At 48.9% G+C, this 15,738-nt stretch carries 16 protein-coding genes; 8 read left to right on the top strand and 8 right to left on the bottom strand.

Translation table 11 applies throughout. The features are described 5' to 3' along the window. Nucleotides 1–105 precede the first annotated feature (105 nt). From B1728_RS37160 to B1728_RS01250, 5 genes are all read left to right on the top strand, one after another. Nucleotides 106–795: a molybdenum cofactor biosynthesis protein gene (locus B1728_RS37160; protein ID WP_079908364.1), complete on the top strand. Its 690-nt coding sequence runs from the start codon at nt 106–108 to the stop codon at nt 793–795. A 15-nt stretch (nt 796–810) separates the two neighbouring features. After that, nucleotides 811–1,881 carry a ThiF family adenylyltransferase gene (locus B1728_RS01265; protein ID WP_079908363.1) on the top strand — a complete coding sequence of 357 codons (1,071 nt, stop codon included), beginning with the start codon at nt 811–813 and terminating at the stop codon, nt 1,879–1,881. Between the two features lie 134 nt (nt 1,882–2,015). Then, complete coding sequence (locus B1728_RS01260) at nt 2,016–3,074, top strand: HD-GYP domain-containing protein (RefSeq protein WP_079908362.1); 1,059 nt, start codon at nt 2,016–2,018, stop codon at nt 3,072–3,074. A 355-nt stretch (nt 3,075–3,429) separates the two neighbouring features. After that, entirely contained in the window at nt 3,430–3,888 is a 459-nt protein-coding gene (locus tag B1728_RS01255; protein WP_079908361.1) for an AraC family transcriptional regulator, read from the top strand. Between the two features lie 118 nt (nt 3,889–4,006). Continuing rightward, nucleotides 4,007–4,330, top strand: a complete 324-nt coding sequence (locus B1728_RS01250) for a DUF2642 domain-containing protein (protein ID WP_079908360.1) — start codon at nt 4,007–4,009, stop codon at nt 4,328–4,330. Between the two features lie 152 nt (nt 4,331–4,482). On the opposite strand, the gene sufB is transcribed toward B1728_RS01250, so the two are convergent. From sufB to B1728_RS01220, 6 genes are all read right to left on the bottom strand, one after another. Then, complete coding sequence (sufB, locus tag B1728_RS01245) at nt 4,483–5,880, bottom strand: Fe-S cluster assembly protein SufB (protein WP_079908359.1); 1,398 nt, start codon at nt 5,878–5,880, stop codon at nt 4,483–4,485. Nucleotides 5,881–5,916: 36 nt separating this feature from the next. Further along, nucleotides 5,917–6,345: a Fe-S cluster assembly sulfur transfer protein SufU gene (gene sufU, locus B1728_RS01240; RefSeq protein WP_079908358.1), complete on the bottom strand. Its 429-nt coding sequence runs from the start codon at nt 6,343–6,345 to the stop codon at nt 5,917–5,919. Then, a complete protein-coding gene (locus B1728_RS01235) occupies nt 6,332–7,558 on the bottom strand; it encodes a cysteine desulfurase (RefSeq protein WP_079908357.1) in 1,227 nt (408 codons plus the stop codon). The genes sufU and B1728_RS01235 overlap by 14 nt, the downstream gene beginning before the upstream one ends. Further along, nucleotides 7,555–8,859 carry a Fe-S cluster assembly protein SufD gene (sufD, locus tag B1728_RS01230; RefSeq protein WP_079908356.1) on the bottom strand — a complete coding sequence of 435 codons (1,305 nt, stop codon included), beginning with the start codon at nt 8,857–8,859 and terminating at the stop codon, nt 7,555–7,557. The genes B1728_RS01235 and sufD overlap by 4 nt, the downstream gene beginning before the upstream one ends. Before the next feature lie 28 nt (nt 8,860–8,887). Then, nucleotides 8,888–9,718, bottom strand: coding sequence for a Fe-S cluster assembly ATPase SufC (gene sufC / locus B1728_RS01225; protein ID WP_079908355.1), 831 nt, complete (start codon nt 9,716–9,718; stop codon nt 8,888–8,890). Between the two features lie 182 nt (nt 9,719–9,900). Then, nucleotides 9,901–10,473, bottom strand: coding sequence for a DUF1802 family protein (locus B1728_RS01220; RefSeq protein WP_079908354.1), 573 nt, complete (start codon nt 10,471–10,473; stop codon nt 9,901–9,903). A 194-nt stretch (nt 10,474–10,667) separates the two neighbouring features. Here B1728_RS01220 and B1728_RS01215 point away from each other — a divergent pair, with 194 nt between their 5' ends. Further along, entirely contained in the window at nt 10,668–10,838 is a 171-nt protein-coding gene (locus tag B1728_RS01215; RefSeq protein WP_079908353.1) for an asparagine synthase, read from the top strand. 61 nt (nt 10,839–10,899) lie between these two features. On the opposite strand, the gene B1728_RS01210 is transcribed toward B1728_RS01215, so the two are convergent. Together B1728_RS01210 and B1728_RS36045 are read right to left on the bottom strand one after the other, a co-directional pair. Further along, on the bottom strand, nt 10,900–12,537 hold the full coding sequence (locus B1728_RS01210; RefSeq protein ID WP_179135835.1) for an S-layer homology domain-containing protein: 1,638 nt from the start codon (nt 12,535–12,537) through the stop codon (nt 10,900–10,902). 178 nt (nt 12,538–12,715) lie between these two features. Then, complete coding sequence (locus tag B1728_RS36045) at nt 12,716–12,889, bottom strand: hypothetical protein (RefSeq protein ID WP_179135834.1); 174 nt, start codon at nt 12,887–12,889, stop codon at nt 12,716–12,718. A gap of 357 nt (nt 12,890–13,246) precedes the next feature. On the opposite strand from B1728_RS36045, the gene mtnK reads away from it, so the two are divergent. Together mtnK and mtnA are read left to right on the top strand one after the other, a co-directional pair. After that, nucleotides 13,247–14,452: an S-methyl-5-thioribose kinase gene (gene mtnK, locus B1728_RS01205; RefSeq protein ID WP_079908351.1), complete on the top strand. Its 1,206-nt coding sequence runs from the start codon at nt 13,247–13,249 to the stop codon at nt 14,450–14,452. Between the two features lie 33 nt (nt 14,453–14,485). Then, nucleotides 14,486–15,562, top strand: a complete 1,077-nt coding sequence (mtnA, locus tag B1728_RS01200; protein ID WP_079908350.1) for an S-methyl-5-thioribose-1-phosphate isomerase — start codon at nt 14,486–14,488, stop codon at nt 15,560–15,562. Nucleotides 15,563–15,738: the final 176 nt, after the last annotated feature.

Raw genomic sequence — 15,738 nt, 5'->3', positions numbered from 1 at the left:
CTCTCCATCTTCCATAATGGCCCTTGTATGTACAGGAAACCCTTCTATTATATCACTATCTTATGATATTATGGTATGCTGGAATAAAACGTTGGAGTGATGCGAATGAAGCTGCAAATATTCGTTTTTGCAGGGCTGGCCGAGCAGCTGGGCGGCTCTGTGTTGACCATGGAATGGGAGCCTGAAGCCGTTGTGACTCCAGCCCTCATCAAACAACGGCTGGCAGACAAGCATCCCGAAGCCGCTCAAGCCTTGGGACAAGCCTTTGTGGCCGTTAATCACAGCTATGCTCCGGACGATCAGCCTATTAGCGCGCAGGATGAAATAGCTTTGATCCCTCCTGTATCGGGAGGTCAGCCGAAGCTCGTCGAGATCACTTACGAGCCTATCTCTATTGAGAAGGTTACCGCAAAGGTACTGCATCCGAATCACGGAGCAGCCATTACTTTTACAGGAACGACAAGAGAATGGACTCACGGCAAAAAAACATGCCTGCTTGAATATTCCGCCTACGAGCCTATGGCTCTGAAAACTATGGAACAAATCACCCGGGAGATCCATGAGCGCTGGAACGGTACCCTATGCGCCATTACTCACCGGCTCGGCAAAGTGGATGTCGGTGAAATCAGCGTCGTGATCGCTGTATCGTCGCCGCATCGGGAGGCTGTATACGAAGCGAGCCGATATGCCATCGAGCGCCTCAAGCAAATCGTTCCGATCTGGAAAAAAGAAATATGGGAGGATGGCTCCGAATGGAAAGGACATCAGCTAGGGCCATGGAATCCCTTAGGATAAGGAGAGAAACCACCGATGAGCAATACCGATCATAACCGTGAATCTATCCCCCCTCAAGCTGCGGAGCGCTATTCGCGGCAGCTATTGTTTGGCCCCATTGGAGAGCAAGGTCAGGCCCGGCTGATGCAAGCCCGGGTGGCTATCGTCGGGATGGGTGCGTTGGGAACCGTACTGGCCAATCACATGGTGCGTGCCGGTGTCGGCTTCGTCCGGATCATTGACAGGGACTTCGTTGAGGCGAGCAACCTTCAGCGTCAAATGCTCTATGATGAAGCCGACGCTGCTTCCTCAGAGCCAAAGGCGATGGCTGCGGCGCGCAGGCTACAGCAGACTAACTCGCTTGTCACGATTGAACCCGTGGTCGCCGACCTCCATCCTGCCAACGCCGAATCGCTGCTTACCGACGTCGATTTGATCCTGGATGGTACGGACAACTTTGCCGTCCGTTTTCTAATCAATGATGTCAGCCTGAAGCATCGCATCCCTTGGATTTACGGCGGCGCTGTCAGCTCCCGCGGAGTATCCATGACGATCGTGCCTGGCGAAACTCCTTGCCTGCGCTGCATGTTCGGGCAGGCACCCGCCCAAGGAACGACAGAGACCTGCGATACGGCGGGAGTGATCGGACCTATTATTCATACGGTAGCCTCCCACCAGGCTGCGGAGGCCTTCAAGCTGCTCGTCGGCGCCCACGCCCAGCTGAACCGCAAGATGGTCCACTGGGACTTATGGTACAACCAGCACGCTGCCGTGGACGTGAGCAAAGCGCGTAAAACGGACTGTCCGGCCTGCGGGCATGGTCACTATGACTATTTGCAGCAGGAGGTCGATGAGGACACGATTCAAACCTTATGCGGACGCAATTCCGTCCAAATTCAACCGGTCCGTTCCGGCACGTTCCATTTATCCGACTGGGCTGAAAAATGGCGCCCGCTCGGGCGTATTGAGCTCAATCCGTTCCTTTTAAAGTTTTACCCGAACGACTCATTGACCTTGGTCCTTTTCTCTGATGGCCGATTGATAGTTCAAGGGACGGATGATCCCGTCATGGCCAAGAGCTTATATAGTCGATATATAGGAATGTAGTTGTGATATTTTTCACCGTTTCTCCCTTTTTTGTGACAAAATGCTCATATTTCGGTTGCCAATATAATACATTCTTGATACCATAACTTTATACTAGTTAGCTTATACGTACACTGTGATTGGGAGAGACGGCTATGAGAATTTCTGTCATGGATTTACAGGTTGGTGATCGAACCGGCTCGGACGTTTTTAATTGGAACGGGCTCCTTGTCGTATCCGCGCACACCGTGTTAAATGCCGATGATATTGACAAACTTCAACTGCACAACATCGATTATGTCGACATCATGATGCGACAAGCAGAGCACAGCACGGAGAAGCAGCTTCAGCCAGCCCTTTCCGAGCCAACTCAGACATTAGCTCAAACAGCTGCTTATGAGGAAGCGGTAAGTGGAATCAAGGATTTGTTCAATCAGATAACCGCTCAGGGCAAAATTGAAGAAAAACAAGTGGAGCAATGCTTTGCACCCCTTGCCAATCATTTTATCGAGCAAAAAGATGTCGTCTCTTTATTATTAACATTGAACAATAAAGATGATTACACCTACCAGCATAGTGTCCAAGTAGGCATGATCTCTTATTATATAGCCAAATGGCTAGGCCAGACAGAGGAGGAGGCCCTCTATGCAGGCAAGGCCGGTTATTTGCATGACCTTGGCAAAAGCCGCATCGATAATGCCATCCTCCAAAAGCCGGGGTTTCTGACGAAAGATGAATTCGAGCAGGTCAAGAAACACGCCGAGTACGGCCACGAAATGATCCTTGCATCCGGGCTTCCTGAGCCAATTGCCTTGGCCGCTCTGCAGCATCATGAACGTTTGGACGGGACAGGCTATCCAGCCAGGCTACGAGGCCAGGACATTCATCCTCTTGCCAGAATCGTAGCGGTAGCTGATGTTTACAGCGCCATGATCTCGCATAGGGTCTATCAGGAAAAGCAGGATTTGCTGCATGTGCTTAAAGAACTGCACCGGCTCAGCTTCGGCAAGCTGGATCCTAAGATTACCCAAGTATTTATCCGTAACATGATTCCTAACTTCATCAATAAAAGAATTCTGCTTACCAATGGTGAAAACGGTATCATTATTATGACGCATCCTACGGACTTTTTCCGGCCATTGATTCAGGTTGGCGAACAATTTATTAACCTGTCGGAGCATCCTCAATTGGAGATTCAGGAAATCTATATGTAAATGACCTATAGTTCTTTTCAAGAACTAATGATAGACATTGCTTCGTTGTGGATAGGTGGTCCCCGACTGCAGGACATCGCTGCTTCTTTCGCTTTAATGCTTTAATGGGTGTACACAGTTCAGCACAGTAAAATGAGCCATTCCCGTTTGGGAATGCGCTCATTTTTTTGTTATATAGGGCTTTCCAACCACTGAAAATAACAAACGTTCTTTCCGAGTACATTATTTAGCAGAACAGCCATTATCAATAAAAATAATTTATCAATATTATTTTTAATATCAAATGCATTTATTTTTATATCATGATAGCATTCGAATTGTACCCAAAATGATTAAGAAAGGCAGGAATGAAAGTATGAAGTATAAGGTTGAAACTCTTCCCAGCTATCGTATTGCATACATGAGACAAATCGGCCCCTATGGTCCATCCAATGCTCTGACTATGGAGAAATTAAAGCAGTGGGCTAAGGAGAACCATTTGCTTACAGGATCCGCGATCATTCTCGGAATACCACAGGATAACCCGGAAACCACCCTTCCTGAAGCATGCAGATATGATGCATGCATCGTCATTTCAAATGATTATGAAGCGGATCATTCCGTTGCCGTAACTGAACTTTCTGGCGGACCCTATGTTGTTTTTCAAATTGAACATACTGCTGAAGGTATTCAGAAAGCATGGACTGATATTTTTTCCACTTTACAAAAGAGCGGCTACCAAATAGACCATAAGCCGATTCTAGAACGATATACCGGTGCTATGGTTAATAATGAATTTTGCGAAATCTGCGTGCCGATCATAGCAGCACGTTGAGGATATCATGCACGGTATCCCATTCATTCCTGCTTCATTCTTTGATTGGAACACCGCCTGGGTATTTGTCATATGTTATAATTGGTTTTCCAATTTGTGACAAAGGGGTTAGCAGCACATGAATAGATTTGTGTACTATGGCTATCCGCAAGCCTATGCCTCATTCCCGGCTCCGCATTATTATCGAAATGAAGATGTTCAGCGCAAGGACACTCTGGTATTACCGAAAAATATAACGTATACAACAACTGTGGAACCTAAATTTATCGAGCATTTGATTCAACACAAAGGGTTAATGGTTAGCATTACGACAACTGTGGGCAAATTGGTAGGTACTCTGGACGATGTTTTCATTGATCACGTAGCCCTTGTAGTTCATGGAAAAAAGCATCACATTCGATTGTGCGAAATCGTTTATTTTGAAAAAGCAGTGGAGAAATAAGCTATGCTGAAATCAGTGAAGTTAACTTGAAGAAGAGAGAATAAAAAATACGTGTCCGAACGACTTGGACATGCGAATGTCAAAGTCGCTGCGGACACGTATCTGTACATTACTCGTAAGATCGAGGATGGCCTGATCCTGTTTATGCCGGGTTAACCGATAGAGCCTTCCATCTCGAACTTGATGAGACGGTTCATCTCTACGGCATATTCCATTGGAAGTTCTTTCGTGAACGGCTCGATAAAGCCCATTACGATCATTTGAGTAGCTTCCGCTTCTGTCAAGCCGCGGCTCATCAGATAGAACAATTGATCCTCGGACACCTTGGATACGGTAGCTTCGTGCTCCAGCGTAATGTTGTCGTTCATGATTTCGTTGTATGGGATGGTATCCGAAGTCGATTCCTTATCCATAATCAAAGTATCGCATTTGATGTTAGCCTTGGAGCCTGCGGAGTTGCGTCCGAAGGAAGCCAAGCCGCGGTAAGTTACTTTACCGCCATGCTTACTGATCGATTTGGATACGATTGTCGACGTGGTTTCAGGCGCCAGGTGAGTCATTTTTGCACCTGCGTCCTGATGCTGCCCACGGCCTGCAACAGCGATGGAGAGCACCATACCCTTGGCTCCACGGCCTTTCAATACAACCGCAGGATATTTCATCGTCAGCTTGGAACCGATGTTACCGTCAACCCATTCCATGGTCGCATTTTCTTCCGCCACGGCACGTTTGGTAACGAGGTTGTAAATGTTAGGCGCCCAGTTTTGAATCGTCGTATAACGGGCACGGGAGTTTTTCTTACAAATGATCTCAACAACCGCACTGTGCAGGGAGTTCGTGCTGTAAATAGGAGCCGTACATCCTTCTACATAGTGAACGAAGCTGTCTTCATCAGTAATGATCAGCGTGCGCTCGAATTGTCCCATATTCTCGGAGTTAATACGGAAGTAAGCTTGCAGCGGAATTTCCACTTTCACGCCTTTTGGTACATAGATGAAGCTTCCGCCGGACCAAACCGCGCTGTTCAGAGCCGCGAATTTGTTGTCGCTAGGAGGAACGACGGTACCGAAATATTCTTTGAACAATTCAGGGAATTCTCTCAAAGCCGTATCGGTATCGGTGAAGATAACGCCTTGATCCTCCAAGTCCTTCTGCATGCTGTGGTAAACAACCTCAGACTCGTACTGAGCGGATACGCCGGCCAGAAACTTTTGCTCCGCTTCAGGAATACCGAGCTTGTCGAACGTTTCTTTAATCTCCGTAGGAACCTCTTCCCACGTTTTGCCTTGCTTCTCGGATGGTTTTACATAGTACTGGATATCATTGAAATCCAGATCGTCCAGGTTGCCGCCCCAACGAGGCATAGCCATTTTCTCAAATTGCTCCAATGATTTCAGACGAAAATCGAGCATCCACTCCGGCTCGCCCTTCATTCTGGAAATCTCGGCAACGATCTCGCGAGTCAGGCCTTTTCCTGTTTGGAAAACCGCTTTATGCTCATCGCGAAAACCATATTTATAATCTTCCATCTCCGGCATTTTCTTTGCCATTGTTCGCCAACCTCCTTAAGTTCAGGTCACCCCAAACTAATGCTTATTGTGAGCCTGTTCGATTCCTTTGCGCAGCGCATTCCATGCAAGTGTAGCGCATTTGATTCTTGCCGGAAACTTATTCACACCGGACAGGGCTTCGATATCCTCGTACTCGAATTCCACCGATTCACCCTTCATTAGTCCGGAAAACTTCTCTGCCATCTCCAATGCTTCCTCGAGCGTCTTGCCTTTAACGGCATCCGTCATCATAGAAGCGGAAGAAAGGCTGATCGAGCAGCCTTCTCCCACGAACTTGGCGGCTTTGACGATACCGTCTTCCACCTGCATTTGCAGTTGAATTTTATCACCGCACGTAGGATTGTTCAAGTCGATCGTTACGGCTTCATCATCCAGCGTGCCGCGATTGCGCGGATTTTTATAATGATCCATAATGACTCTGCGGTATAAATCATCCAATTGCATGACCGAAGTACTCCTTTGTTTTGATTAGTGAAGCCACCAACCGGTCAATGTCATCTTCTGTGTTATAAAGATAGAAGCTGGCGCGGGCCGTAGCCGAAACGTTCAGCCACCGCATTAGCGGTTGGCAGCAATGATGTCCTGCGCGAACGGCAATGCCGTCGGCATCCAATACTGTCGCAACGTCGTGAGGATGAACGTCCCCAAGGTTAAAAGTAACCGTACCGGCACGATGGCTTCTCGGTCCGTATATCGTTAGGTCCTCAATTTCGGACATACGTTCGATCGCATAAGCTGTAAGCTGCTGCTCATGGCGGAAGATTTCATCCATCCCGATGCTTTCCAGAAAATCGATCGCCGCTCCCAAACCAACGGCACCGGCAATAATAGGCGTGCCGCCCTCGAACTTCCACGGAAGCTCCTTCCAGGTGGAATCGTATAAATCCACATGATCGATCATTTCGCCGCCGAACTCGATCGGCTCCATCGTCTCAAGAAGCGATTTCTTGCCGTACATTACGCCGATTCCTGTAGGAGCGCACATTTTGTGACCGGACAATGCATAAAAATCACAATCCAGGTCCTGCACATCCACCTTCAAGTGAGGAGTGCTTTGGGCCCCGTCCACTACCATCACGGCTCCGTGACGATGCGCAATCGCCGCAATTTCCTTCACAGGGTTTACAACGCCCAGAACGTTGGAAACATAAGTAACGGCAACCACTTTCGCCCGGTCGGTAATAGTGGCCTCTACATCCTCCAGACGAATGGAGCCGTCCGGTTGAAGCGGAATATATTTCAAGACAGCGCCGGTAGCTTTCGCTACTTGCTGCCATGGTATGAGATTGCTGTGATGCTCCATAGGAGTAAGGACGATCTCGTCACCCTCGCCGCACACGGCGCGGGCATAGCTGGATGCAGCCAAATTCAAGGCCGATGTCGTACCGCGGGTGAAAATAATCTCCTGCGTCGATTTGGCATTAATGAATTTAGCCACTTTCTCCCGAGCGCCTTCGTACGCGTCAGTAGCGCGGGAGCCCAGCGTATGGACTCCACGGTGCACATTTGCGTTATCCCACTCGTAATAATGCTTGACGGCTTCGATTACGGATACTGGTTTCTGTGAAGTGGCTGCGGAATCCAGATATACCAGCGGATGTCCGTTCACTTCCTGCTGCAGGATGGGAAATAGTTTCCGAATCTCCGACGTCTTCATTGTCCGAGCTTCCTTTCTACAAGGCTTTGCAGCTGGGATTGTACCTTCTCCATTGGAATCTCGGAAACAACAGGAGCCAGGAAGCCATAAATGACCAGGCGCTGTGCTTCTTCACGAGTAATACCGCGGGACATCAAATAGTGGATTTGCTCCGGATTTACTTGTCCTACGCTCGCTGCGTGACCTGCTTTTACATCGTCTTCGTCGATAAGCAGGATAGGGTTCGCGTCCCCGCGGGCTTTCGGACTCAGCATAAGCACTTTCTCCGTTTGCTGCCCGTTAGCTCCCGTTGCCGCTTTTTCGATCTTGGTAATGCCGTTGATGATCGCAGTGGACTCGTCGCGCATAACGGCGCGAGTGATCATATCACTGCTCGAGTTTTTGCCGAAGTGAACCGCTCTTGTCGTTACGTTCAGCTTCTGATCGTTGGTTCCGACGCAGATGATTTTCGCATCCGAATTGGAGCCGTTGCCTTTCAGAATGGAGGTCGTATCAGACATAGCATTGCCATAGTTCATTTCGCCGATAACCCAGTTGATGGTAGCATCATTTTCCACGACAGCACGGCGGTAAGTCAGATCCGTGATCGAATCGTTCAGGTTGTGTACCGAAGCAAAATTCACGGTAGCGCCCGGCTTCACGATAACTTCTACTACGCCGTTTTGAACCAGGTTGTTCAAATTGCCTTCGGAAACGAAGTTATCAACATAAGTTACCGATGCGTTCTCCTCGGCAACGATCAGGACATGCGGCGAGAAGGTTGCATCCGCATCGTCTGTTAAGAACAACGCTTGAACCGGCACTTCCACCTGTACATTTTTAGGAACGTACAAGAACACGCCGCCGCTCCAAATAGCGGTATGAAGAGCAGTGACCTGGTTTTCGTTCTTGGCTACTGCCTTACCAAAATGGCTTTTTACCAGGTCGGAATGCAGCTTCAGAGCCTCTTCAAGGCTTGTAAAAATCACACCCTGCTTCGCGAGCTCTTCGGAAGCTTTGTGATATACGATGCTTGCGTTTTTTTGCACAAGCAGATTTTCGGGATTTTCATTTTGCAGCAATGCTTTGGCCGATTCCGGCAGCTGCTCTAATGTAGTCAATGCCGCTTCCGCTTTATAGCTTCCGTAGGAACGCAGGTTCCAGCGGTCGATTCTCGTTTTTTCCAATTTCGGTAATTCCAATGATCCGGCCAGCTCCAGCGCTTCAGCGCGAAGGTTGGTCATCCATTCAGGCTCTTGTCTCGATTGGGACAGCTCCACGATGGCTTGGCGATCGATTGGAAGAATGGTTTGTGTACTCATAGATATATTCCTCCGTCGTGGACTTATTTTAGAATTTTGGAGCTGTCGTGTTCATTGGAACTTTGAATTCTTCCTCTTCTTGACCTACCGTCTCATCAACGATACCGAGCTCTTCCTTGATCCAGTCGTAGCCTTCGTTCTCCAGACGCTGAGCCAGCTCAGGACCGCCGGATTTAACGATACGGCCTTGCATCATTACGTGTACGAAGTCAGGCTTGATATAGTTCAGCAAACGCTGATAGTGAGTGATGATTAGGAAGCCGCGGTCTTCGGAACGCATAGCGTTTACGCCGTTAGCTACGATACGAAGGGCGTCGATATCCAGACCGGAGTCGATCTCGTCAAGAATAACAATGCTTGGCTCAAGCATCATCATTTGCAAAATTTCATTCCGTTTTTTCTCACCGCCGGAGAAGCCTTCGTTCAAATAACGGTGCATGAACTCAGGGTTCATTTCAAGCTCTTTCATTTTCGCTTCCATCAAGCGGATGAACTTGATCAGAGAAATTTCATTGCCTTCACCGCGGCGCGCGTTAATGGCACTACGGAGGAAGTCCGCATTAGTTACGCCCGCAATTTCACTTGGATATTGCATGGCAAGGAACAGACCTGCTCTTGCTCTCTCATCCACGGCCATTTCCAAAACATCGTCGCCGTTCAGGGAAATCGAGCCATCCGTTACTTCATATTTCGGATGTCCCATGATGGTGGAAGCCAGCGTACTTTTACCGGTACCGTTAGGACCCATTACCGCATGAACTTCTCCGCCTTTGATTTTCAGGCTTAACCCTTTCAAAATCTCTTTGCCTTCGACAGTTGCCTTCAAACCGTCTATAATAAATTCCGGTGCATTTGCCATTGTATTCTTCCTCCATTTTGAAATGAATCGTTAGATATTGTAATTCTTAGTTAATAATCATTCTAAATTGATTATCAATGATTCTCAATGTTACTATATTATATCTTACCGGGGCAAATCAATAAAGACCCATTTAGCTCATTTTTATACGGTTATGTTTCATAAGCCCGCGGGAGCCTATCCTAGCCTAAGGCAGATTTAATATTTCTCACCGCTTCTTGGAAATCTTCGTCATTCAGGACCGCACTGCGCCCTACTCCGTCAAGACGGGAGCTGTTCAGCTCAATCCAGGATTTGCAGCCGCTATATTCAGCCAGTAACGGCAGCCGGACGGGTTCGGCAAGCTCGTACACTCGAAGCAGCATGACATGCAAAGGCTGTGTTCGTTTCCACTTCAGTCTTTCCTCGGCGAACGAATCCGTCCATAGATGAAAAGCCGCCAACTTATCAAGCTGCTCCTGACTCTCTACTAATATGTCTTCAGCAAGCTCGGCGTAACAACGAATCGTCACCTCCGTATCCTCAACGCTCCAGTTCTCCAGGGTCTTGTCCAGCACCGGCTGGTCTTCCGCCTTGATCCACTGTTTTTTTTGATGCTCATATGTAGGAAACAGATAGAAGCTATCGCTCTGCACTTGAAAGTGCCTTGTTTCTTCCCGAATGCCGCCTTTGCGCATAATGAGAATTTGCCTTCCGCTTCGCAATGCTTCCACTGCAACCGCCCATTCTTTTAAAGCTGCAGGTGGGGTACTCACTATGTTCCATCCTTTCCTGTTATAGCCTCATTTAATCTTGCTGTCTTGATGAAATCGTATAATGAAAAAGACTTCTAAAGGTATAATTATAAGATTTCATTTCCGTTCAAGCAACTGTTGCCAGGCATAAAAGAAGTGAAAAAACGCGAACCTATACCTGCGTACACAAACTCACTTCAAGGAGGATGAAGCATATGAGAGAAGGACTCATTCCTACTGTATTGGGTACGGCTGTAACGGCTTCAGGTGTAGCACTGCGGGGAAAATATCCGATGGCTGCGGCGGCGGTCGCCGGATTCGGACTTGCACATGTCGTGTTGGGTGCAATTGATTTGGTGGAGCACCGCCGCGGCAGAATAGGATAACCGGCTTCAGACCAGGCAAAAAAACCTAGCGTCACGTTAGGTTTTTTTGTTCTATATTTTATTATTGTAAAGACTTTATTCCATGCTCCTGCACATTGCGTATGATCTGCAAAGCTTCTGAACGGGTCAGCCCTTCCTGTCCTGCGAATCCCGCAGCACCGTTATCGGTTCTTCCTTCCGCGTAGGATTTCGAGAGCAAGTAACCGATCGCTTCATCCTTAAGCAACGGCTCCCCATCGGATGCCGCAACAATTTCCGCCATAGATTCTCTTGTGATCATTTGGCTCCTTGCCGCCCGGTTCTCCGCCCCCTTCACGGGATATTTGTGCTCCACAGCAAAGGTGTACAGGCTGTCCGACCATCCCGCTCCTGAATTGGAATCCGTTTTGTGTTCGAAGGCCTTAAGCAGCATACTCAAGAACTCTTCCTCGCTAACCTGACGATCTGGCTGGAACTTCCCGTCTGCGTAACCGTCGACAATCCCTTTCGCTATGCCCCACTTTACCGTAGACTCTGACCAATGACCTGCTATGTCGGGGAATTGGATATCCGCTGCAGCGACATCCTGCCCGTTTCCTTTTGGTATGGCTGTGCTATTCTCTCCCGATGTGGAACTGTTAGTAGGATTAGAAATTGCAGGGGTGCTTGTATTTTCGTTTTTTTGTTCTGATGCCGGCTTGTTTATGTAAAAAAAGTTTACGTTGTAGCTAATTTCCGTTTCAAAGCCTGCGCTGCTTTTTAGACCGGTTACTTTGACCGTAAACACGTCATTATCACGGATGCTGTCCAAATCCTCCGGAGTAAAATCAATTTGACTGAAGTCTTTGAAAATGCCTGTGCTCAAATGATGATGATTCCATTCGTTCTTGGAGCTCCATGTCCGCTGGTCGGACTGCCGCGTAAGCTGCACGGTAATGTCTTTGGAATCATGAATAAATTGAGAAGAATTCAGCAAGATAGTCCATTTGTTGTTAGGCTTGAAAACATCCGCAGGGAAATTCCCTTGGGCAGGATAAGCAATAAAAGAATAATCTAGAGGGACCGGATTCACCTCTTCCGCAAAGCTCATTGTGGAGTAATAGGTATGTTCGTTCTGAGTGCTTGGCGTAAGACCAAAGCCGACCTCCTTCAGATAAGGCTTCAACAAATCCAGATGGTCTCCGTAGCGATTGATGCTGGTTCCATCCCTGCTGCTGTCCATATACAGATCTACCGAGGCTGCCAGCAGATTAGGAGAAGCTTCTTTTAACGTGACGATGCTGCTCTGCTCAAGCGCAATCGAGGCCCGTTCGAAAAATTCATCGTTCATATCCGCCGGCCTAGCCACGACATGATTCAGATTGCCGTAAACGGCTGAAGTAACGACAGAACCATATTGGATGCGATCGGATATATCCCGCGAAAGCTTCAAATTATCCGGAAGGCCGCTAATATACCGGTAAAAGTTGGCTCTAGCCACACCGCCCTCTAAATATCGCTCGTTGACTTTACCAGGCTCGTAAACCTCTCTTATTTTTGGCGTTTCATTAAACAGGGGACCTTTATAATTGTCCGGACTATACATTTTCCATCTTCCCATGATCTCTTCCTTAGTTCGCAACGGCAATTTGGACTCCACGCTTTCCGCATTGCCCGCTCCGGCAAAGGCCATAGTCAGTGCAATGCCTAGCAGAAAACTACCAACTTGCTTTCGATTCAATCCTCTCCACCTCGTTTCTTTATATGGTTTATTTTCCATTTTTTATCATATCATTTTTTTATACCTTTGGACACTGCATTGGCTTCGATGCCGATTCAGGTACTGTAAGGAGAATTGGAATAAAAAAAGCACCCTGCTCTAGCAGAATGCTCACCCATAAACCTATTAAATTGTTTGTTTAGCGGCCGGAGTTCACATAAAATTTGGAGGCTTCATGAATTCTATCGTATTGCTGTTGATTCGCTTTCATGGGATTTGCGGCCACAGGCTGGTCTTCGTCCGCGTACATTCCGAGGGCCAATACGATACTTAGCGCAGCAGCGCCGCAAAGAATTCGAAGCAGAATATTCATAAGGGAGCCATACCTCCTAGTCATGCCGTCGTTATTGATCTGATACTATTGTAAAAATCGTGCATTATGGGGATATTATCGGAGCATGAATTTTTTGTAAAAAAGCCGTCTCGAGGAAAATACAGATTATTCCGATTTATATATAAGGAATTAACATGAGAGAGTCTATTCCAACCCCGCACAATTTGCTATACTATGGGATGATAGTTTTACGGACTACAGCAAGCCTCATTTCCGCTTTACCCAAAGGAAGCGATGCTGACAAAGCCAGTTTGCACCGCAATTTCATGCATGCATTTGAAGCCGGTTTTGCTCTTGCAAAACTTTAATAAAACCTTAAGGAGGCATCATACACCCATGACTTCATATCACGCGTTAACGGAAGCCGAAGCGGTGGAATACGCAAGAGGTATTCCCAACCTGTTCACTGCAGGCAGCGAACTAACGAGCAAAGAGATCGGCGACGGCAATCTTAATCTCGTGTTCCACATTACGGAGCCGTCCACCGGCAAAAGTATCATTTTGAAGCAGGCCCTCCCTTATGCCAAAGTCGTTGGGGAATCCTGGCCTCTCTCTCTGGACCGCGCAAGAATTGAGAGCGAAGCGTTGATGATCCAGGAGTCGCTCTGCCCGGATCTCGTCCCTCATGTGTTTGTATACGATAAGGACCTGGCTTTGACGGTGATGGAGGATCTGAGCGATCATGTCATTATGCGCAGAGGGCTGATCGAAGGCAACCGCTATCCGCTGTTCGCCGGTCATATCGGCCGTTTTTTGGCCCACACGTTGTTTTACACTTCCGATCTCGGAATGAACCAGCAGGACAAGAAATTGCGTGTTCAGCAGTTTATTAATCCGGATTTGTGCAAAATTACCGAGGATCTGATCTTCGACGACCCGTACCGGAATGCCGATACGAACGATGTGCCCCCTGCCATTCAAGACGCCGTAGAAGCGATCTGGAACGACCAGGAGCTGCATCTGGAGGTGGCGATTTTGCGCAATGGGTTTTTGACCAAAGCCCAGGCGCTGCTGCACGGCGACTTGCATACCGGCAGTATTTTTATCAAGCCGGACTCCACGAAGGTTATCGATCCTGAATTTGCCTATTACGGGCCGATGGGCTTCGATATCGGAGCCGTGTTCGCGAACCTGCTGCTGAACTTCGCCGCTCAAGAGGGCTGGAGCAAGGACGAAGCGTCGCGCAAGGATTACCGCACCTATTTGACGGATACCATCAAGGAAAGCTGGACTGTATTCGAGCAAGAATTCCGCAGGCTGTGGAATGAGCACGGCGTCGATCGCATATTCAAAACTCCGGGCTACCAGGACTGGTACATGCAGCAGCTTCTGCAGGATGCTATCGGCTATACGGGAAGCAAGACGGTTCGCCGGGTTCATGGATTGGCTCAAGTGGCGGATATTAACAAGCTGGAGGATGCGGCAGCCAAAGAACGCGCTCAGCGCATCGCGCTGCTGATCGGGACTGCGCTGATCAAGCATCACCGCAAAGCCCAATCCATCGACGAATTGATCGATATCGCGTGGAAGGCCGTACAATAATACGAGTCTAGCTATACCAAAGGAGATAACTACATGAGTACAACAGAAAAGCAAACGGCGGATTGGCTGCAATCGGTTCGTTGGAATTCGGCTGAAAACCGTCTCGAGCTGCTGGATCAAAGGCTGCTTCCGGATGAGATCGTTTATCTGGAGCTGACGACATCGGAGCAGGTTTGGGAGGCGATCAAGCAGCTTGCGGTACGCGGAGCGCCGGCGATCGGCATCTCGGCCGCCTATGGCGTGTACCTCGGCGTCCGCGGCGTGAGCGGAGGCCGTGAGGAGCTGCTTGACGCTGCGGTCAAGCAGTGCGAATATCTCGCGACGTCGCGCCCGACGGCGGTGAATTTGTTCTGGGCGCTCGACCGCATGAAGCTGCGCGCCCAGGAGCTCGCTTCCGCCGGCACAGAGCCGGAAGCGTTGAAGCAAGCGCTGCTGGATGAAGCGAAGCTCATCCAGAGCGAAGACGAGGAGACGTGCCGCCTCATCGGCGAGCACGCGCTGTCCTTGTTCGAGGACGGCATGGGCGTCCTCACGCACTGCAACGCGGGCGGCCTTGCCACAGCCCGCTACGGCACCGCCCTTGCGCCGATGTATTTGGCGCAGGAGCGCGGCATCGGCCTCAAGGTGTTCGCCGATGAGACGCGCCCGGTGCTGCAAGGCGCCCGGCTGACGGCGTTCGAGCTGCAGCAGGCCGGTGTCGATGTCACGCTCATTTGCGACAATATGGCCGGCGCCGTCATGAGCAAGGGCTGGGTGCAGGCCGTCATCGTCGGTACGGACCGCGTGTCGGCGAACGGCGACGTGGCCAACAAGATCGGCACCTATAGCGTTGCTGTACTAGCCAAGGCTCACGGCATTCCGTTCTATGTCGCCTGCCCGATGTCGACCATCGACTTGAACACGCCTACCGGCGCGGATATCCCGATTGAAGAGCGGCATGAAGACGAAATCACGCAAGGCTTCGGAAAACGGACCGCACCGAAGGGCATTAAGGTATACAACCCTGCGTTCGATGTGACCCCTAACGAATACGTGACCGCTATTATTACGGAAAAAGGGATCGTTCGCGCACCGTTCCAGGAAAACTTGAAAAAGCTGTTCGAGGAGTAATCCTCCAGCTAACCCTAAACCAGAGCCGGAATCCTTCGACAGGATTTCGGCTTTTTTCGCACTCTTTTTCGGCAAGCTTCCTTCAATCGACCGGTTTTTTCCGTGCATTAATCTCCCCTTAAGTTTAAATTCACATTTTTTTCACAAACCGTTGATAAAGTTAAAAAGCAGCAAGG

The organism is Paenibacillus sp. 32352 (assembly GCF_002042965.1).
Lineage (GTDB): Bacteria > Bacillota > Bacilli > Paenibacillales > NBRC-103111 > Paenibacillus_S > Paenibacillus_S vulneris.
The sequence above is the reverse complement of the archived record's forward strand: the minus strand, read 5'-3'. Positions and strand labels throughout refer to the sequence as shown.